This is a genomic window from Calditrichia bacterium (assembly GCA_020634975.1).
Classification (GTDB): Bacteria; Calditrichota; Calditrichia; order RBG-13-44-9; family J075; genus JACKAQ01.
Genome location: JACKAQ010000001.1, coordinates 3,003,508 through 3,023,316 on the forward strand (window position 1 = coordinate 3,003,508; position 19,809 = coordinate 3,023,316).

Below are 19,809 nucleotides of genomic sequence, written 5' to 3' on the forward strand. Positions count from 1 at the left end.
TTTGAAAAACCCATTTTGCAGGATCAAGTTGCCATCGTTACCGGCGGTGGCACCGGACTGGGCAAAGCCATAGCCGTTCAGTACGCCAAACACGGTGCGAAAATCGTGATCTGCAGCCGCAGCGCGGAGCATCTCGAATCTGGCAAAGCGGATATAGAAACAACCGGTGCGGAAGTGATGACCTGGCAACTGGACGTTCGCGAAACCGACCAGATCAAAATATTCACCAAAGCGGTGATGGAGCGCTTCGGGCGCATCGATATTTTAGTAAACAATGCTGCCGGCAACTTCATTTATCCGGCGGAAAAACTGCCCCTGCGCGGTTGGAAATCGGTGATCGACATCGTGCTGAACGGCAGCTTTTTCTGCTCGCAAATCATCGGGCAGGAAATGATCAAACGGAACAGCGGGCAAATTCTCAACATTCTGGCAACATACGCCTGGACCGGCGGACCGGGAACGATTCACAGCGCCAGCGCCAAAGCCGGTGTACTGGCAATGACCCGAACGCTTGCGGTGGAATGGGCGCAGCACAACATTCGCGTAAACGCCATCGCACCCGGACCGTTCGATTCGCAGGGCGCGAAAGTGCGGCTGTGGCCAACTGAGGAAATCGAAGCGAACATTCGCAACAAAGTGCCGTTAAAACGATTCGCTGGTGTGGAAGAAGTAGCGCAAGCGGCGCTCTATCTGAGTTCGCCGTATGCATCGTACATCACCGGCGAATGCCTGACAATCGACGGCGGTGCGTGGCTCGGCAAAGGCATCGGCGATATGGTGGAAAATCTGGACGAATTTGTCCAAATGCGCGAAGCCGCCAAACGCGCCAAACGTGAACAATCATAATGTGGAAATGTAAATGATCGAATTTTTGTATGAATACGGGTTGTTTTTGGCGAAAACGGTTACCATCGTTTTGGGCGTTGTCGCCGTAATTGCTTTTGCAGTGAACGCCATTCGCCAACGCGAATTTATGGAAGAGCGACCGCGCATTAAAATCAAAAACCTGAATGACACTTACGACAATATGGAACGCCAACTCAAAAGTTTTTTGATGAGCGATTCGGAGTGGAAGCGCTTTCTCAAACAGGAAAAAAAGGACGAAAAAGCCAAAGCCAAAAAGCAGAAAAAAGAGCCGGAAGATCCCAAAAAACGGGTGTTTGTGCTGGATTTTGAGGGTGATGTCGGCGCCAATCAGGTCGATTCGCTGCGGAAGGAAATCACCGCAATTTTAACCAACGCTACCGAAAAAGATGAAGTGGTCGTGCGCCTGGAAAGCGGCGGCGGCACGATGGTCGGATACGGACTCGGCGCATCGCAGTTGCAGCGCATTCGCGAACGCAAAATTCCGTTGACTGTTTCGGTGGACAAAGTTGCCGCCAGCGGCGGATACATGATGGCTTGCGTCGCCGATAAACTGGTGGCGGCACCGTTCGCGATTGTCGGCTCCATCGGCGTGATTGCCGAGATGCCCAATGTCAATCGCCTGCTCAAAAAACTGGACATCGATTACGAACAAATCACCGCCGGGGAATTCAAACGCACGCTGACGGTTTTCGGCGAAAATACCCCGAAAGGGCGCGAAAAACTGACCGAAGAACTCAACGAAATGCACGGCCTGTTCAAAACGCATGTGGTGCAGCATCGCCCGGAATTGGACATCGAAAAGCTGGCCACCGGCGAAATCTGGTTTGGCAGTCAGGCGGTCGATTTAAAACTGGTGGACGAATTGATCACCAGCGATGACTGGCTGCTCGGCAAACGCAAAGATGCAGACATCCTCAAAATTGAATATCACGAGCCGACGCCGTGGCAGGAAAAAATTGCCCTGCCCTTTACCAAGTTGTTCCGCGACAGCCTTGGCGCGATTTGGAAACGGCTGCAGGATTTGCGGTTGCAGTAGGCTGGACTCTGGATTCTGGATTTTGGATTTATTTATCCTTTATCCTTAACCCTTTATCCTTGCATTAGCCACAAATTGAGAAAAAACAAAAAATTAAACGGATTCGATAGCCCATGAAATTCAGCAACCCATTTTTTGAAACAGCGAACAACGGCGGCGGGAAGCTGCCCGACCGGAAGGAAATGGACGCCACATATCAATGGCGATTGAGCGATATTTTTCCCGATGACGATAGCTGGAATGCCGCGTTCAAAACCGTGGAATCCGGTTTGCCAAAATTGCAGGAATTCTCCGGCAAACTTGGCGAATCCGGCGAAACGCTGCTGAAAGCGCTGCAAACCCGCGATGAATTGGAAGCGCTGCTCTACCAACTTTATCTCTACGCCGGATTGAAAAGCGATCAGGACACCCGCGTGTCCACCTATCAGGGATTTCGCGATCGCGCCACATCTCTCTCGGTGAAATACGGGCAGGCGGCATCGTTTTTTCGCCCGGAAATTCTGGCAATTCCCGAAGCCAATCTCCGGAAATATGTTAGCGAAACCGCCGGATTGGGCGACTATCGCCATTATTTGGAAGATATTTTGCGCGCCAAAGCCCATACGCTGCCGCCGGAGCAGGAAAAACTGCTGGCGATGACCGGCGAAATCGCGCAGTCGCCGTATAATGTATTCAGCATGTTCAACAATGCGGACATCAAATTTCCATCAATCACCGATGAAAACGGGCAGGAAATTGAAGTGACCAAAGGGCGCATGAGCGTGCTGATGGAATCGTCCGATCGCCGGGTGCGCAAAGACGCGTACGAAGCGATGTATGGCGAATATCGCAAATGGACGAACACGCTGGCTGCCACGCTTTCCGGCGCGGTGAAACGCAACATGTTTTTCGCGCAGGCGCGACAATATCCCGGTGCGTTGGCTGCCGCACTCCACGATGACAATATTCCGGCCGAAGTGTACGAAAATGTGGTGCAAACCATCGGCGATAATTTGCAACCGCTGCATCGCTATTCGGCGCTGCGCAAAAAAATGCTCAAGCTGGATGCGCTGAAGCCGTGGGATATGAACGTTCCGCTGCTCAGCGAAATGAAAATGGAAATTCCCTACAACGAAGCGGTAGACACCATCCGCAACGGGCTTGCGCCGCTCGGCGACGGTTATCTGGCGGATCTGGAAAGCGCATTCCGCGATGGCTGGATCGATGTTTTCGAAAATCAGGGCAAGCGTTCCGGCGCGTATTCGTGGTCAACGTTTGGCGTGCATCCCTATATTTTGTTGAATTACAACAAAACGCTGGACAACATGTTCACCATCGCGCACGAACTCGGGCACGCGATGCACTCGTTTTACACGAATCGCCACCAGCCGTATCACTACAGCAATTACACGATTTTTGTGGCGGAAGTCGCCTCCACGCTGAACGAGGCGCTGTTGATGGATTATTTGCTCAAAACCACCGACGATCCGCAGAAAAAGCTCTACCTGCTCAACCAGCATGTGGACACGATTCGCGGAACGGTGTTCATTCAGTCGCTGTTTGCCGCGTTTGAGAAAGCGATTCACGAAAAAGCCGAAAGCGGCGAGGCGCTGACCGCTGAACTGTTCACGGAAATGATGCGCGATTTATACGCCCGCTACTATGGCGATGTGTTTGAAATGGACGAACTGTATCCGTTCAACTGGTGCCGGATTCCCCATTTTTATTACAATTTTTATGTGTATCAATATTCCACGGGATTGTCTGCGGCAACTGCGCTGTCGCGGAAAATTCTGGATGGCGACACCGCTGCACGCGATGCGTATCTGCGATTTTTGACGCGCGGCTGTTCGGATTATTCGATCAATTTGCTGAAGGATGCGGGTGTGGACATGACTTCGCCGGAGCCGATTGCCGCCACAGCAAAGTTAATGGACGAATTGCTCGACCAGATGGAAGCGATTGTGGCAGGATAAATTTTTCTGAAAATGTCAATATCTCTAGGGGCAAGCCGCTGGCTTGCCTTTTTTTTGCAACAATTGATAATTGCTTCGACTTCGCTCAGCATGACGGTCAGCCTGAGCGAAATGGCAGTCAGCCTGAACGCAGTCGAAGGCTGTGTTTTTTACGGGGAGATTCCTGCTCCAAAGAAGCACCCTCGACGCCTTCGCAGGAATGAAAACCAACAAATTTTCGCGCTGTAACTTTTGTAAAAACAAACAATTAATCCACCTGTTCCAATTCTTCTTCCAGCAACTGCTTTTCGTAAATCCAGGTGTAAAGTTTGCGGTTGCGAACCAGTTCTTCGTGGGTGCCTTTTTCGGTGATGCGCCCGTCTTCCAGCACAATAATCTGGTCACAATTTTGGAGGGTGGACACGCGGTGCGACACCAGAATCACCGTGCGATCCGGGAAAAATGTTTCCAGATTTCCCAAAATCCGGTCTTCGGTGTGGGTATCGAGTGCGGAAAATGCGTCGTCTAAAATAAGGATGCGCGGTTTGCACAAAATCGCCCGCGCGATGGAAATCCGTTGCTTTTGCCCGCCACTGAGGTTCAGCCCTTTCTCACCCAATAGCGATTCATAGCCATCGGGGAATTCCACAATCTGCTCGTGAATATCAGCCATTTTGGCTGCCCATTCGATGTCTTCCTGCGTCGCGTCTTTTCGTCCGTAGGCGATATTTTCGCGGATGGACGCGGAGAACAGGAAGTTTTCCTGCGGCACATATCCGATAAATTCGCGCAGCGCGGACAGTGCGTAATCGTTGATGTCCTTTCCGTCGATTTTCAGCACGCCATCCGGTAGCGGATACAAATGCGAAATCAGTTTGATGAGCGTGGTTTTCCCGGAACCGGTCGGACCGATAACGCCGAGCGTTTGCTGCGCTGGCACGTGCAGCGTGATATCGCTGAGCACCGGGCGATTTTCCTCATATTCAAACGCCAGTTTGCTGAATTCAATTTCGCCGTGCAGCACATCCGGTTTCAGCGCGTTTTCTTTTTCGATGATGTCCGATTGCGCATCGAACACCTTTTGCATGCGTTTCATCGATGCGGCGCCCTGCTGGAACACGCCGATCACCCAACCGAGCGCGATAAACGGCCAAATCAAAATGCTGGCATACAGCATAAATGCGGTGAACTCGCCAATCGTAATTTGATCGTTAATCACCAGTCTGCCGCCGAACAAAATAATCATCGCGAGTGCCAAACCGGCGGTCAGCGCCAGCGACGGGTGGAATGCCGCCTGCACTTTCACATGATCGATGCTGCGGTGCATGTATGTTTCATTCTGGACACGGAATTTTTCGATCTCGTGCTTTTCCTGCGTAAACCACTTAATTACGGTGTTTCCGGACAAATTTTCCTGCGCAACAGTCGTGAGGTCGCCGAGCTGCTCCTGCACTTTTTCGAAGCGTTTGTAAATGGCTTTGCCAAAGCGATTCACCAAAATCGCGACAATCGGGAAGGGGATGAGCGCAAACATCGTCAGCGTCGGGCTGATGTGCAGCATCATCGGAATGACGAACAGAAATGCCATCACCGTGTTGGTGGAATAGGCGATGCCCGGACCAAAAATCATCCGCACGGCGGAAAGGTCGTTGGTTGCGCGGGACATGATATCGCCGGTGGGATGATTCTGGTAATACGATTGCGGCAAGGTGAGCAGCTTCGCGAAAAAATCGTTGCGCAAATCGTTCTCAATTTCCCGCGATGCAACAATAATACTGCGGCGCATCAAAAAGCTGAAAACGCCCTCCAGCGCAGCAAACAGGATGATCAAACCGGCAAACATCGCCAATTCGGACAGCACAAATGTCTGTTTCAGATAATCGATGGCGTGTTGTACCACTTTCGGGTTAGCCATGCGAAACGCGTTCGTGAACACAAGAAAAAACACGCCGGCAATGTATTTGTTACGGTATTTTTTGACATAAGGCAGAAGTAATCGAACGGTATTCATAAAAAATCAATCTGCTTCGGGTTGTTTTATCCCGGCAAAGTTGCCGGGCAATGGGTTTCATTTTTTCAAAAAAGCCATATAACATCGTAAATTTTTGGCTGAAAGTCCATTTATTCCTCAAAACGGGTGACAAAAAGCGTTGAAATCCCCTGCTGGCTTTGCTACATTTATGTGCGTATTTTCATAACAAACAAGAGGTTTGGCGAGAAAAATGGCGAAAATGCACACCCAATTACGCGGCAAAGAAACCGATGGCGAACGCCATTTGTACGAGTTTTTTGCGCAAACGCTGCCGGATTATTTTCACGTTTGGCACAATATCATCGAGCCGCGAACCCAAAAAGAAATCGATATGGTGCTGCTGCATCCGAAATACGGCGTTTGGGTGATTGAGGTGAAAGATTGGCTGATCAACCAGCTCCGGCGCATCGACCCGGAAACCTGCCGCCTGCAGATGAACGGGCAGGAAGTTGAGCAGCGCAATCCCATTCGCCAGGCCCGCGAAAACCACTATCCCGTGCGCAATTTGTTGGCTGATGAGCCGCTGCTGATGCACGGAAAAGGGCGTTTCGAGGGGAATTTGCTGTTCCCGGTGCATCACGTGGTGGTGTTTAGTAACATGTCCAAAGCGGAAATGGAAGCGCGGGATATTTACGGGATGTTCCCGGAGCACCAGATTATCACGGCGGATGTGATCCGCAATCCCAAAATGGATGCGATTGAGCTGGAAAACCTGCTCATCGAAAAACGCTCGCCCCGATTTTTGAACCACCTCGGGCTGACCAAAGCGCAGATCGCCGCGATCAACCGGTTGCTCAATCCGAGTGTCGAATTGACCGGCGAGGAAGCTGACGATTCGCCAGACGAATGGATTGCGCCTGAACTGCCGGAGCGCAGTGAGCCGCAACCGATCGACATATTTGCTGAAAGTGCGCCATCGCAACCACTTGATTTTATTGAAGTAAGCGACCCGTTTTCTGATGAAGACGTTTCGCCGGAAATGACGCCACCGCTTGATCAATCGGAAGAATTTGCAGAATTAGAAACGCAGCCAATTGAACCCGAACCGGCTGTTGCAGCTGATGACGACAACATTTTGGATTTCGATGAACCGGATGATGCGGATGATGCATCCGGCGTTCCGGAAATCATCGAAGATGACGAATTGGATGCCGAGCCGGAAACGCGCCCGGAAATTGAGCACGACGCGCTTTCCGATTACGAAACTGAAATTCTGGAAGAGGAGCGCGACGGTCGGGAAGTTTTCCCGTATCAAACCGTTATCGAGCACGAAAAAAACCGGGTGACCGAACCGCAATCACAGCCGAAACCACAACCGGAGCCTGTCGCCCCGACCGGCAATTGGTCGAGAGAGGGCGCAACTGCGCTGGAGCGGGTGCTCATCGATCTTTTGGAAAACAACCAACAACTTTTGCAACGTATCTGGAGTAGAGAATGACCAATCCTTCTGAAAGTGAAATTACCAAAATTGCCCAATTGCTCAGCGATTTGCAAAAACAGCTGATCAAATACAAAACCGCGTTGGACAGCATCGATACGGCATCCAGCGCCACCCAAAATGTGGCGCATGAAATTGAGGAATTGAGCAAAACCTTTCGGGCGCTCGGGCAGTCGCAAACGGATATGACCCAGCATTTTGAAGAAACCCGCCGGGCGCTGCTGTTTACCCAGCAAAAATCCCAGCAGGTACGCAAGGATATGGACGAAATGAGCCAGAATTTCACCCGGAACATCAACGCGGGATTGCAAACCACGCTGCAAAATATCGACGAGAAATTGTCGCGGTTTGTGGCGCCGGATCGCGATATGCTCCGGCAGGAAGTGCGCAAGCTGAAATTTTTCCTGTTCATCAATATTTTGGTGATGTTCGTGCTGTTTTTTTCGGCGTTTATGTATTTTTATCAGGGAACGCCGGTTAACAATACCGCATCCACTGCAATGCCGCAACGCACCGTCGAACCGCAACAGCCGCAACGCCAAACGCCGGTAACAACCCCCGCGAACACTTATGTGGCGCCGAAAATTCAGGTGCTCAACGGTTGTGGGGTAGATGGCGTCGCCAAAAATTTTGTCAACTTTTTGAACGCGGAAAATTTTGCCGTAACCAACGCGGAAAATGCGGACAATTTCCAATACGGCAATTCGCTAATTTTCCTCAACGGCGATTATCCCGACGAAGCGCAGCAGGTTGCCCGGCTGCTCGGCATTCCGGTGGAGCGTATCCAGCCCGGTCGCGGCAAATGGCCGGGATATAATATTTCCGTGGTTATCGGGCGGGATTATCAGGCGCTGAAAGCCCGGCGATAGGTTGGTTGTTTTGTTGGGTAAATTTTAACGGTTGGATACAAAAAAGGCAGGTGAATCACCTGCCTTAAATTTTTTGCTCAGGCCTCGACCATATCACGGAGCCTGCTTTGCATCAGTTGACGATATGACCATTGCCGGTAAACGGCATTTACGGTTAAAATAGAACCGCCAACCATCGCAACAATTGCCGGAATTGCTGCACTCATTGCCAGCACACGACCGGCAAACAATTCATTTGCCGTTGTGTAATCCTGCAAATCCATAAAAAATGTCAGGGCTTCGTTACCCAAAATGATGGCTGCAATCAACAGTAAACCCGCCGTAATATAGCTCGCCTTAAAATAATTGGAGCGGAAAAACCACGTGCCAATCATAATCGTAACGATCATGCCAATGGTGAGCAATACTGAAAATACAACCGGAAGTAAAACGATCATTGGAAATCCTCTTCTCGTTTCCCTGTGAATAAATAATTGATTTGCTGGTTTTTTCTGTTTTGCAGGTGATTTTCTGCAAAACCCTGAAGCGATATTCAATTGACGAATGTCACAGAGCAATATATCAACAATTTGAGGATTCTCAAAATAAAAATCCGCTTTCGGATATTTTTTTAACGGGTTCGGACGGGTGCGCAAGCCGGGATTTGTCGGGAACGCTTGGAAAGCGATATTGCGTTTTGTAAATTTCTCCCCACACCGAAACAGCATAAGGAGGGCCAAAATGCAACGTAAACGTGTGATTATTATGGGGGCTGCAGGACGCGATTTTCACAATTTCAATGTGTGTTTCCGCAACAACCCTGCTGTTGAAGTTGTCGCATTTACCGCGACGCAAATTCCGGATATCGACGGGCGCAAATACCCGGCGGAACTGGCCGGCGAACATTATCCGAAGGGGATTGACATTCACCCCGAATCGGCATTGCCGGATCTCATCAAAAAATACAATGTTGATGAAGTGGTGTTTTCCTATTCCGACGTGCCGTATGATTATGTGATGTCCAAATCCGCGTTGGTGAACGCCGCCGGTGCGCAATTTTCGCTGCTGGGATCGCGACAAACAGCAGTGCGCTCTACAAAACCGGTGATTGCGGTTTGCGCCGTGCGAACGGGCATTGGCAAAAGCCAGACATCCCGCAAAGTGGTGGAAATTTTGCACGCCGCCGGAAAAAAAGTGGCTGCAATCCGTCACCCGATGCCGTATGGCGATCTCGCCAAACAGCGCGTTCAGCGATTCGCGCAACTCTCCGACCTCGATTTGCATGAGTGCACCATCGAGGAACGGGAGGAATACGAGCCGCATATCGTGCGCGGTAATGTGATTTACGCAGGTGTCGATTACGAAGCCATTCTCCGCGAAGCGGAAAAAGAAGCGGATGTGATTGTGTGGGACGGCGGCAATAACGATCTGCCGTTTTATCACGCCGATCTGCACATCACGCTGGTCGATCCGCACCGTCCCGGCGATGAGCTGTATTATTATCCCGGCGAGGCAAATTTGCGGATGGCCGATGTCGCGCTGATCAACAAGATCGATACGGCCGATCCGCAGGGCATTCAGGCGGTTCGCGAGTCCATTCGTGCGGTGAATCCGGATGCGATCATCATCGATGCCGCATCACCGATTTCGGTGGATGACCCGTCGCAAATTCGCGGCAAACGGGTGCTGGTGGTGGAAGACGGACCCACGCTCACCCACGGCGAAATGGCGTATGGCGCGGGCATCGTCGCTGCGCAAAAATACGGCGCTTCGGAAATTGTCGATCCGCGACCGTTTTTGGTCGGCAAAATTATCGATACGTTCGAGAAATATCCGGAAATAGGTACGCTGCTGCCGGCAATGGGCTACGGCGAAACGCAAATGCGCGATCTCGAAAAAACGATTAACAATGCCGATTGCGATGCCGTTATTATTGGCACGCCCATCGATTTGCGCAAGCTGTTGAAGCTCAACAAACCGAGTGTCCGGGTTAGTTACGATCTGCAGGAAATCGGCATGCCGGATTTAAAAGAAGTAATGGCAAAGTTCCTGTAAATATTGATTTTATTCGCGACAAAAAATGTCTTTATTTAAGCTATCCGGGATTTTTCCCGGGTAGCTTTTTTGATTTTGTGCTTTCGAAAACCGTTGCTCAGGAAAGGTCCGAAATGGAATTGGCAAAAACAGTTGTGGTTGCGCTCGGCGGGAACGCCATTCAACAAAAGGGCGAAAAAGGCACCATTTATCAGCAGTTTGCAAATACTCGCAGCAGCATGGATGTGGTTTGCGATCTGCTGAAAAATGGCGACCGGGTAATTTTAACCCACGGAAACGGCCCGCAAGTGGGCAACGAACTCATCCGGGTGGAATCCGCCAGCAATCTGGTGCCGGAGCTGCCGCTCGGACTGCTGGTTGCGGATACACAGGGCGGCATGGGCTATATGCTCGAACAATGTTTGCTGAATGTGCTGCACGATCGCGGGTTATACAATCAGGTTGCCTGCATCATCACCCAAACGTTGGTGGATAAAAGTGATCCCTCGTTGAAAAATCCCACCAAATTTGTGGGACCATTTTATGAGGCGCACGAAGTCGAAAACCTGCGCCGGACCCGTGGCTGGGCGCTGAAAGAAGATCCCGGGCGCGGCTGGCGGCGGGTGGTGCCATCGCCAAAACCGTTGCAAATCATCGAGAAAAATATTATTCGCCAATTGGTGGAAAGCGAAATTGTGGTCATCGCGGCCGGCGGTGGCGGCATTCCGGTGTATCTGGAAGACAACGGCTGGCTGGAAGGCCTTGACGCGGTGGTGGACAAAGATCTCGCATCGGCGGTGCTGGCGGCGGATGTCGGCGCACAGGAAATGATCATCCTCACCGGAGTGGACAAAGTCGCCATCAATTACGGCAAACCCGGCGAAACCTGGTTCGACCACCTGACGGTGGAAATGGCCCGTAATTTTTTGGCGGACGGACATTTCCCGAAAGGCAGCATGGGCCCAAAAATCGAGGCGGCGATCCAGTTTGTCGAATCCGGCGGGCAAAAAGTGCTCATCACTTCGGTTGAAAATGCATCGGATGCGCTGCGCGGCCGCAACGGCACCGTCATCACCATGTAACAGAAATAAACAATGGAAATTTTCCCGAGAGAAACATACGAAAAGCTGGTTCAGCCGGACGGGTTTTCGCCTGCTGAAATGGAAGCAATCTACCGTGCGCACGGGTTTGATAACGTTGAAATGGCTCATTCAGCGCTGCAACGGATTGCTGTACATCCAGCAGTTGCGGACTGGATCGACAGTTTTGTGCCAGCCCTGTTTTTGGGTTTGGAGAAAACCGCCAGCCCGAATCGCGCGTTGCTCAATCTCGAACGATTTATCGACCAAAGCCGCGATGCAACGATGCTGAAATCGCTGATGTCGCAGCCGCGATTGCTGGAAATGTTGCTCACGCTGTTTACCGGCAGCCAGTTTCTCAGCGATATTTTATTGCGCCATCCCGAGTATTTGCATGATTTAAGCGATGTCCGGCAACTGGCGGTCATCAAAAGCACCGAAAAACTGGTCACCGAAGGCAACGCATTTTTGCAAACAGACAGCGCCGGACTGGATTCGGTTGACCTGCTGCGCCGTTTTCAGCGGAAAGAATTGCTGCGCATCGGCATGGGCGATTTGCTCAGCATCATCGATTTTCGCGCGGTGATTCGCCAGTTATCCAATCTTGCGGATGCGATTATCCAGATTTGCCTGAAATTATCCCTCAGCGATCTCCCACCCGAAGCGCATCATTTTGCGGTGCTGGGCATGGGCAAACTCGGCGGGCGCGAGCTGAATTACAGCTCGGATATCGATCTGGTTTTCGTATCGCAAAGCGGCGAGGATGTTACCCAGCAACTCGGGCGAAAGCTGATTGATTTGCTAACACGCCCCACCGCCGAAGGATTTTTGTATCGCGTGGACATGCGGCTGCGCCCGTGGGGAAACGCCGGACGGCTGACGCCCGCGCTGGCAGAATATCTCGAGTATTTGAAAACGCACGCCCAATCTTGGGAAAAACAGGCGCTGCTTAAATCGCGGTTTATCGCCGGGGACGAGGCGATCGGGCAGGCGTTTACCCGCCAGTCGCGCCCGCTGATTTTTTTGCGAAAAGCCCCGGACGATCAGCGAACAGATGCCGTTCGCAGCGAAGTTCACGGTATGAAACAGAAAATCGAACAGAAGCTCAAACGGCACGGCGGCGAGTTTGGCGAAGTGAAAAGCGGTATCGGCTCCATCCGCGATGTGGAATTTACCACCCAATATTTGCAGCTCATTTACGGCGACGAATACCCGCAAATTTTGACCCGCAGCACGCTGGATGCGCTGGCGCGAATGGCTGCTGCGAATATTTTACCCGCCCGGAATTTTCGTGTGTTGACGGACGGTTACACCTTTTTGCGCTCGATCGAACATTATTTGCAGATGATGCACAACCAGCAAACCCACCAATTACCGGAAGATGAACGGGAATTGCAATTTCTCGCGCGGCGGCTCGGGTTTGAGGGAAAAAACAGCGGCACCCAATTGGTGAATCGCTATCGCCAGCACCGGCAGGCGATCCGGGAAATTTACCGGCGCTATCTCGATGCCGGTTACGCCGGACAAATGCAGCGCAGCCAGACGACGCAACAGCCGGTTTCCATTCCCTCCGCGCTCAGTTTGGATGCGGTTTACAACACCCTTTTTTCCCAAATTGAAATTACCCAACACCAGCAAATGGCGGCGGAACTTAGCCCGGAACAGCCGGTGAAAATCCACACGCTGCAACTGGATGAGAATCGCTGGCAACTCACGGTGGTCGGTTACGATTATCTCGGTGTGCTGTCGGTGATTTGCGGGCTGCTGTTTGTGCAGCATTTCAACATTGTGGAAGGGCATATTTTTACTTACGATGCGCCCGATAAATCGAAACCCGGTGTGTATCGCCGGCGCAGATTGCCGATGAGCCAATTGCAAAATCTGCGAAAAAAAGCCGTTGCCGTGCCCGGACGCCGGGTGCTGGATGTGCTGACCGTTCAGCGAAACGAACCGGCTTTGCCGGAAACGTGGGATAATTATCAGCAGCGGCTGACCCAATTTTGGGAACTGCTGCGCGACCAGCGCCGCGACGAAGCCCGTGGCAAACTGGCGCGATTGTTCGCGAAAGCACTGCCGGAGTCCGCTGCAGCGCAAACCCTGCTGCCGGTGGATATCGAAATTGACAACACCGCCTCACCCGATTTTACCGTGCTGCGCATCGACGCGCCGGACACGATCGGTTTTCTCTACGAACTCACCAACGCGCTGGCGCTCAACGGGATCGACCTCATCCGGGTGGAAATCCGTTCGGTGGGCAATCGGGCACACGACACGCTGTTCGTCACCGATGTGCGCGGCAACAAAATTACCGATCCCCAGAAACAGCGCCGTTTACGCGCCGCAACCGTTTTGGTGAAACAGTTCACCCATTTGCTGCCGCAATCGCCCAATCCCGCCGCAGCGATGCTCCATTTCCAGCAGTTTGTCAGCCAGGTGTTCAGCCAGCCGGAAAGTTATGTGGAACTGGCGACGCTGGAACGCCCGGAAGTGCTGGACGCACTGGCGCGATTGCTCGGCGTCAGCGATTTTTTGTGGGAAGATTTTTTGCGGATGCAACACGCGAATCTGTTTCCGGTGCTGCAAAATCTCGAATTGCTGAAAGAAGCCGCAACGCCGGAAGAATTGCGCAACGATCTGAAATCTGCGCTCGAAACCGCTGCCGATACAACAACCCGTCGCCAAATCCTCAACGCGTTTAAAGATCGCGAAATGTTTCGCATCGACATGCGCTACATTCAGGGTTTCACCGGGTCTTTTTGGGATTTTTCGGAAGAATTGAGCGATTTGGTGGAAATCGTTATCCGGCAAGCTGTGGAAATTGCGCTGCCGGAACTGGAAGCGCAGCACGGCGTTCCCCGCACAGCAACCGGCGCGCGCTGTCCGCTGTGCGTTTGCGCATTGGGAAAATTCGGGGGGCGCGAAATGGGTTTCGCATCCGATGTGGAACTGATGTTCCTGTTCAGCGAAACCGGCAGCACCGATGGCGAAAAATCACTCACGAACACAGAATATTTCGAAAAACTGGTCGTCACGATTGCGCAACTCATCGAAGCGCGAAAAGAGGGTATTTTTGAACTCGATTTGCGGCTGCGACCCTACGGCAAAGCAGGGCGAATGGCGGTGCTGTTGAGTGCATTTGCGGAATATTTTGCGCCGGAAGGTCCGGCGTGGAATTACGAACGGCAATCGCTGGTGCGGCTGCGCCCGATTTTTGGCGATGACGCGCTCGCAAAAAAAATAGTGGCGCTGCGCGATCAATTTTTATACGAAAGCGCCGCTTTCGACGCTGCAGCGATGCGTGCAATCCGCGAAAAACAGGTGCGCCAACTCGTCGCCGGCGGCACCGTGAACGCCAAATTCAGCCCCGGTGCGTTGGTCGAGCTGGAATATCTGGTGCAAGGATTGCAGATTTTACACGGCAAAAATCACCCGGAACTGCGCCAGACCAACACCCGAAAAGCGTTGGCAGCGCTGGAAAATTGCGGCATCATATCCAAAAAAGATCACGCCGGATTGATGGATGCGCACCTATTTTTACGCCGGTTGATTGAGGCGCAGCGAATGGTGCGCGGCAACGCGAAAGACCTGACCATCCCGCCGGAAGACAGCGACGAGTTCAATTTTCTGGCGAAACGCCTCAACTACGGCGACGATATCGACCGCCTTCACGAAGATATGCTGACACACACTGCGTTCATCCAGAAAATCAGCAAAAAATTGCTGCGCTGAATTTACAGCTTCCCGACCGCTTTCAGGCAACCCACAATGCGCTCAAACGTGCGTTGGATATCGCTGTCCAATCCCACCGAAATCCGCACCAAACCCTCGCTCAAACCCATTTGCGCGCGTTCTTCGACCGGAATTTCGGATGACGTGCTGTGTCCCGGCGAGCTGAACAGCGTTTTAAAATAGCCCAAACTCACCGCCAGATAACCCACTTTGGCTTCCTGCATGTTCACCATCAGCGCGTTGGCGGTTTCGGCATCGCCCATGTCGATCGTCATCATCCCGCCAAAGCCAAACTGCGGATTCATCAGCGATTTCATCACATCGAATTGCGGATGATGCGGCAATCCGGGATAGTGCACAATTTGCCCGGCTTCGTGCAATTGTTTGCTCAGCCACAGCGCGTTGGTGGAATGTTTTTCCATCCGGATGTGCAGCGAATGCAAATTTTTGAGAATGCTGGCTGCCCGGAAACTGTCCAGCACCGGACCGAGCAGCATATTCGCACCGGAATTTACATCCATCAATTGATTGATAAATTCGCTGCTGGCGCAAACGCAACCTGCCACACAATCGCTGGTGCCGTTGATAAATTTGGTCATGCTGTGTACCACCACATCCGCGCCCATCCGGATCGGTGAAAAAATCATCGGGCTGAAGGTATTGTCCACCACCAGCTTCAGGTTATGCCGTTTGGCAATGCGGCTAAGTGCAGGAATATCAGCGATTTCCAGCAAGGGATTGCTCATCGTTTCGCAATAAATGACCCGCGTTTTCGGGGTGATTGCGGCTTCAACTTCCGCCAAATTGAGTGCGTTTACAAAAGTGGTGCGGATACCCAAACGCGGGAAAAAATTCTTGAACAGCGCATAGCTGCCGCCGTAAATCGTGCGACTGGAAATAATTTCGTCGCCGGTTTGGCAAAGCTGCAGCAGCGTGGAGCTGATTGCGGACATGCCGGAAGCGGTCACCTGCGCAGCTTCGCTGTCCTCCATTCGCGCCAGTGCCTGCGCCAGATATTTGTTGCTCGGGTTCCAGTGTCGCGAATACAAAAAACAGCCTTCTATTTCGTGCTCGAACACTTCTTCCATTGTTTTTGGGCTGAGAAAAGTGTAAGTCGATGAATCTGTGATGGAAGGATTGACATCGCCAAATTCGCCGAAAACCAGATAATCCTGAATGTTGCTTCCCGGATCAAACGCCATGATGACGCTCCTTATTTTGTTGTTTCTATTGGAATTGACGGCACATTTTTCACCTCGGAAAGAACCAGCGTGGTTTGCATTTTGCTCATTCCGGGAATTTTCGCCAATTTATGCAGAATAAAATTTTCGTAATCAGAAATGGACGCTGCCACCACTTTCAGCAGAAAATCAGCTTCACCGGTGATGTGGTAACATTCCAGCACTTCCGGCAGCTCGTGAATGGCGTTTTGGAACAGATCGATGGATTGCAACTGGTGCATCGACAGCGTGACGGAAATCCACGCGGTGATATCGATGCCCACCGCTTTGGGATCGACCCGGGCGCTGTATCCGGTGATGACGCCGGCTTTTTCCAGCCGTTTGACGCGCTCCAGCATTGCCGGCGGGGAGATGCCCACTTTTTCGGCGAGCTGCGCATTGGTGATGCGCCCTTTTTTTTGCATGATCTGCAATATCTGCTGATCGACGGCATCGAGATTGTAAACGGGTTGTTGCATTGTTTCCTAAGTATATTTTGTAAAATTTATTTTCAGACAAATATAATTAGGTGAAAACGTAAAAAAAAGAATAATTGTAAAAAGTGATTTCGGCGGGTCAAAAAAGGGCGCTGATGGTTCAGCGCCCCGAAGTAGAAAAAATGTGGGGATTGTCAGCGAATGAGCAGCATTTTTCGAGACTGCACTGCAGCCTGCGTTTCCAGCCGATAAAAATAAACGCCGCTGGCAACCGGCATTCCACGATTATCGCGCCCGTCCCAATTGACGCTGTAACGTCCGGCGGTTTGTGCCGCGTTCACCAATGTGCGCACTTCCTGCCCGGCTATGTTGAATATTTTCAATGAGATATTGCCGGCGGTTGCCAACCGGTATTCGATGGTTGTGGTCGGGTTGAACGGATTCGGGTAATTCTGCGCCAGCTCAAAATCGTCCGCAACCGGATTCGGCAAATCGTCGATGGCGGTGGGATTGTCCCACAGCGTTTGCGCGTTATCTGCATGTTGCTGCAAATCCGCGAGGGTATTTGCGCCGATAACGGCGAACGCAATTTCCACCGAACTGTTCGGCGGAATGCTCAGTGGTCCGGTGCCAACGAGGGTGGAAATATCTGTGTTATCCAGCGATTGGGTTTGCAGCCCGCCGCTCAAAAAATTCCATTTTTCGCTGTCCGAAAAACCATCATAAATTTCGTTGGAATTGTGGACTGCTTTGAACGAACCACCAGCGACATTTGTGAGCAATCGCGTTCCCACCAATCGCGTGGGTGCGGATGCGTTGTTCATCGCGTACAGCATGTTGCGATCGCTGTCGTAGCGCACGTAATCGTTGGCGGTGCTGTTGATGTCCCAATCGAAAAACAGTCCGGCGTGCACGTTGTTCAGCGCAGTGGCGTTGTTGTTAAAAATGGTGTAATGAAAAATTACGAAATCCTGGTTTTCCGTGCGGTTATCGGCATACGATTTTTGGAGAACGCTGATGCCCAGCGGCGTTGCAGCCAGCGAATCGGTGAGCAAAATAGCGCCTTCTTCGTTGGAAAATGCGCCGGGGGAAACCACGCTCAAATCTTCGCCGGTGGCGGGCAGGAAATCATCGTCCTGTGTGCTGCCGTCGGCGCCGCGAATGCAGTCGGAAACTGTGCCGGTTCCGGTGCCGATCATCAATCCGCCCTCAAACAGATATCCGTTGGAATTATACACAAAACCCACGCCCGGCGTGCCGTCGAATCCGGTGAAACCGATGTTACCCTGCGTGGTGATGGATGTTTGCAAAATCCCGGTGTTGTGCGATGCGAAGCTTGGCGGCGTAACGGTCAGCGTGAAAAAATCGCGATCGCTGTAGGTGCCGTCGGTGATATCCAGAAAAAAGCGCAGCACGTGCCCGTTGGTTGCGGCAGCACTGACGCTGAACTGGAAACTGCCGGTGAGCACATCGTTGCTGTTCATCGTGCCCAAATTGGCAATTTCTGATGTAACGGAAACCAGATTGTCCTCGCTGCTCAGCGTAACGGAAACGTTGCCGGATGCGGCGAGATAGTTGATAAATTCCAGCGTCAAATCGATGGTTTCGCCGGCGTCAACAATGCCGTCGCTGCCGCTATCGGTGAAAAATACGTCGCTCAGCCGAATCGCCGGAATCGAGAAATCGGTAACAGCCCGCAGCGCGTTGATGCGTCCCTTTCCCGTCAATCCCGAAATGCCGGGATTCACTGCGTCAATCGGATCGCAGGTGACCCGGATTTGCTCGCGCAATTGGTCAACTGTGTAACCGGGATTCGCGGTTTTCACCAATCCCGCCAAACCCGCGGCCATCGGGCTGGCCATCGATGTTCCCGAATATGCGGAAGAATAGGTGTTATTCGGCGTTGTGCTGTAAATGCCTACGCCCGGTGCAAACACATCCACGGTTGCGCCATAATTGGAAAAACCCGCTTTTACGTCGCTGGTTTTGTTGGTTGCGCCAACCGCCAAAACATGGTTGTAATTGGACGGATAATGCGGCAATGCATCGTTATTTGAACCGGCATTTCCGGCTGCCGCGACAATCAGTACATTGTTGGCGTAGGCAAAATTGATCACATCCTGCTCCAGTCGCGATGCATTTCCGGCACCGCCCCAACTGCAATTGATGATGTCTGCGCCGTTCGCAACGGCATAGCTGATGCCGTCGTATCCAAATTGAACGATGCGATCCGCGGTCGGGCTGGCGGCGCAAATGCCCATAATTTCGCAGTTCCAACTGATGCTGCTCACGCCAATGCCGTTGTTAGTAACGCCGCCGGCAGTTCCCGAAACGTGGGTGCCGTGTCCGGCGCTTTGCGGTGTGTTGGACAATCCGGTGGGATCGTTGCTGCTGTTCGCAAAATTCCAGCCGCGAATGTCGTCCACAAATCCGTTGGCGTCGTCGTCGATGCCGTTTCCGGCAATTTCACCGGGATTTGTCCAGATGTTGGTCACCAAATCTTCGTGATCCCAATCGGTGCCGCCGTCAACAACGGCGATAACAACACTGCCCTGCTCACCTTTTACCACATCCCAGGCTTGCGACGCCTGAACCTGCGGAAACTGGCTCATTGCAGCATATTGCGGATCGTTCGGCGTATCCGCCAGTGGATAGGTATATTTCGGTTCGGCATATTCGATATTCGGATCGGCGGTCAGCGCTGCCGCAATCTGCTGCGGATCAGCATCGCCGCGATAGCTCACATTATAAATGCTTTCGATTGAAACGGGATTGGCAATTCCGCTGTGCATTGCTCGCGATGGCAGTAGCTGGCGGAGCTCGATAACTCCGATTTCCCGGAATCGCTCGTCCAGTGAAACAATACCTGTCGTCGCCGTACGCTCGCCGAATTGCATGCTATTTTTAAATTTCACGACAACCATGCCGGGAACAACACCTTGACCGGATTGCTCGTTCATTTTTACCACCGATTCAACATTATCCCGGGCGAACATTGCGCCGGTCAGCAGCAAACAACCTATCGCGATTCGAACAAAAATGTGTGTCATTCAATAACCCTTTCCATCGAAAAACCAATTTGAAATGTAAAATTAATCGATAAAAATACACAGTATCGAAAACGAATCAAAATATAATTCCGGTGAATATGCCCC

At 51.9% G+C, this 19,809-nt stretch carries 14 protein-coding genes; 9 read left to right on the forward strand and 5 right to left on the reverse strand.

Going from position 1 to position 19,809, the window contains the following annotated elements:
• Positions 1-15: 15 nt before the first annotated feature.
• From H6629_12205 to H6629_12220, 4 genes are all read left to right on the forward strand, one after another.
• The gene (locus H6629_12205; protein MCB9068555.1) at positions 16-846 is read left to right on the forward strand and encodes a 2,4-dienoyl-CoA reductase; all 831 of its coding nucleotides are present in this window, start codon (positions 16-18) and stop codon (positions 844-846) included.
• Positions 847-862: 16 nt separating this feature from the next.
• On the forward strand, positions 863-1,903 hold the full coding sequence (gene sohB / locus H6629_12210; protein ID MCB9068556.1) for a protease SohB: 1,041 nt from the start codon (positions 863-865) through the stop codon (positions 1,901-1,903).
• A gap of 113 nt (positions 1,904-2,016) precedes the next feature.
• On the forward strand, positions 2,017-3,858 hold the full coding sequence (pepF, locus tag H6629_12215) for an oligoendopeptidase F (protein MCB9068557.1): 1,842 nt from the start codon (positions 2,017-2,019) through the stop codon (positions 3,856-3,858).
• A gap of 12 nt (positions 3,859-3,870) precedes the next feature.
• Entirely contained in the window at positions 3,871-4,086 is a 216-nt protein-coding gene (locus H6629_12220; GenBank protein ID MCB9068558.1) for a hypothetical protein, read from the forward strand.
• Between the two features lie 19 nt (positions 4,087-4,105).
• Here the strand turns inward: H6629_12220 and H6629_12225 are convergent, their stop codons facing one another.
• The gene (locus H6629_12225) at positions 4,106-5,848 is read right to left on the reverse strand and encodes an ABC transporter ATP-binding protein (protein MCB9068559.1); all 1,743 of its coding nucleotides are present in this window, start codon (positions 5,846-5,848) and stop codon (positions 4,106-4,108) included.
• Positions 5,849-6,059: 211 nt separating this feature from the next.
• Between H6629_12225 and H6629_12230 the strand changes: the two genes are divergently transcribed.
• On the forward strand, positions 6,060-7,307 hold the full coding sequence (locus tag H6629_12230) for an NERD domain-containing protein (protein ID MCB9068560.1): 1,248 nt from the start codon (positions 6,060-6,062) through the stop codon (positions 7,305-7,307).
• Positions 7,304-8,176: a LytR C-terminal domain-containing protein gene (locus H6629_12235; protein MCB9068561.1), complete on the forward strand. Its 873-nt coding sequence runs from the start codon at positions 7,304-7,306 to the stop codon at positions 8,174-8,176. The genes H6629_12230 and H6629_12235 overlap by 4 nt, the downstream gene beginning before the upstream one ends.
• Positions 8,177-8,253: 77 nt before the next feature.
• Here H6629_12235 and H6629_12240 read toward each other — a convergent pair whose 3' ends face one another.
• On the reverse strand, positions 8,254-8,613 hold the full coding sequence (locus H6629_12240) for a hypothetical protein (GenBank protein ID MCB9068562.1): 360 nt from the start codon (positions 8,611-8,613) through the stop codon (positions 8,254-8,256).
• A gap of 283 nt (positions 8,614-8,896) precedes the next feature.
• Here H6629_12240 and H6629_12245 point away from each other — a divergent pair, with 283 nt between their 5' ends.
• From H6629_12245 to H6629_12255, 3 genes are all read left to right on the forward strand, one after another.
• Positions 8,897-10,210, forward strand: a complete 1,314-nt coding sequence (locus H6629_12245) for a GTPase (GenBank protein MCB9068563.1) — start codon at positions 8,897-8,899, stop codon at positions 10,208-10,210.
• Positions 10,211-10,329: 119 nt separating this feature from the next.
• On the forward strand, positions 10,330-11,271 hold the full coding sequence (arcC, locus tag H6629_12250) for a carbamate kinase (GenBank protein MCB9068564.1): 942 nt from the start codon (positions 10,330-10,332) through the stop codon (positions 11,269-11,271).
• A gap of 12 nt (positions 11,272-11,283) precedes the next feature.
• Complete coding sequence (locus tag H6629_12255; protein MCB9068565.1) at positions 11,284-14,997, forward strand: glutamine synthetase adenylyltransferase; 3,714 nt, start codon at positions 11,284-11,286, stop codon at positions 14,995-14,997.
• A gap of 2 nt (positions 14,998-14,999) precedes the next feature.
• On the opposite strand, the gene H6629_12260 is transcribed toward H6629_12255, so the two are convergent.
• The 3 genes from H6629_12260 to H6629_12270 form a co-directional block, all read right to left on the reverse strand.
• The gene (locus H6629_12260) at positions 15,000-16,199 is read right to left on the reverse strand and encodes an aminotransferase class I/II-fold pyridoxal phosphate-dependent enzyme (protein ID MCB9068566.1); all 1,200 of its coding nucleotides are present in this window, start codon (positions 16,197-16,199) and stop codon (positions 15,000-15,002) included.
• Between the two features lie 11 nt (positions 16,200-16,210).
• Positions 16,211-16,696 carry an Lrp/AsnC family transcriptional regulator gene (locus H6629_12265; GenBank protein MCB9068567.1) on the reverse strand — a complete coding sequence of 162 codons (486 nt, stop codon included), beginning with the start codon at positions 16,694-16,696 and terminating at the stop codon, positions 16,211-16,213.
• Positions 16,697-16,848: 152 nt separating this feature from the next.
• Entirely contained in the window at positions 16,849-19,704 is a 2,856-nt protein-coding gene (locus H6629_12270; protein ID MCB9068568.1) for a S8 family serine peptidase, read from the reverse strand.
• Between the last annotated feature and the right edge of the window lie 105 nt (positions 19,705-19,809).

Coding starts and splice junctions, on each gene's coding strand:
- pepF (MCB9068557.1), top strand. CDS start 2,017: ATGAAATTCAGCAACCCATTTTTTGAAACAGCGAACAACGGCGGCGGG.
- H6629_12220 (MCB9068558.1), top strand. CDS start 3,871: ATGTCAATATCTCTAGGGGCAAGCCGCTGGCTTGCCTTTTTTTTGCAA.
- H6629_12225 (MCB9068559.1), bottom strand. CDS start 5,848: ATGAATACCGTTCGATTACTTCTGCCTTATGTCAAAAAATACCGTAAC.
- H6629_12230 (MCB9068560.1), top strand. CDS start 6,060: ATGGCGAAAATGCACACCCAATTACGCGGCAAAGAAACCGATGGCGAA.
- H6629_12235 (MCB9068561.1), top strand. CDS start 7,304: ATGACCAATCCTTCTGAAAGTGAAATTACCAAAATTGCCCAATTGCTC.
- H6629_12240 (MCB9068562.1), bottom strand. CDS start 8,613: ATGATCGTTTTACTTCCGGTTGTATTTTCAGTATTGCTCACCATTGGC.
- H6629_12245 (MCB9068563.1), top strand. CDS start 8,897: ATGCAACGTAAACGTGTGATTATTATGGGGGCTGCAGGACGCGATTTT.
- H6629_12255 (MCB9068565.1), top strand. CDS start 11,284: ATGGAAATTTTCCCGAGAGAAACATACGAAAAGCTGGTTCAGCCGGAC.
- H6629_12260 (MCB9068566.1), bottom strand. CDS start 16,199: ATGGCGTTTGATCCGGGAAGCAACATTCAGGATTATCTGGTTTTCGGC.
- H6629_12265 (MCB9068567.1), bottom strand. CDS start 16,696: ATGCAACAACCCGTTTACAATCTCGATGCCGTCGATCAGCAGATATTG.
- H6629_12270 (MCB9068568.1), bottom strand. CDS start 19,704: ATGACACACATTTTTGTTCGAATCGCGATAGGTTGTTTGCTGCTGACC.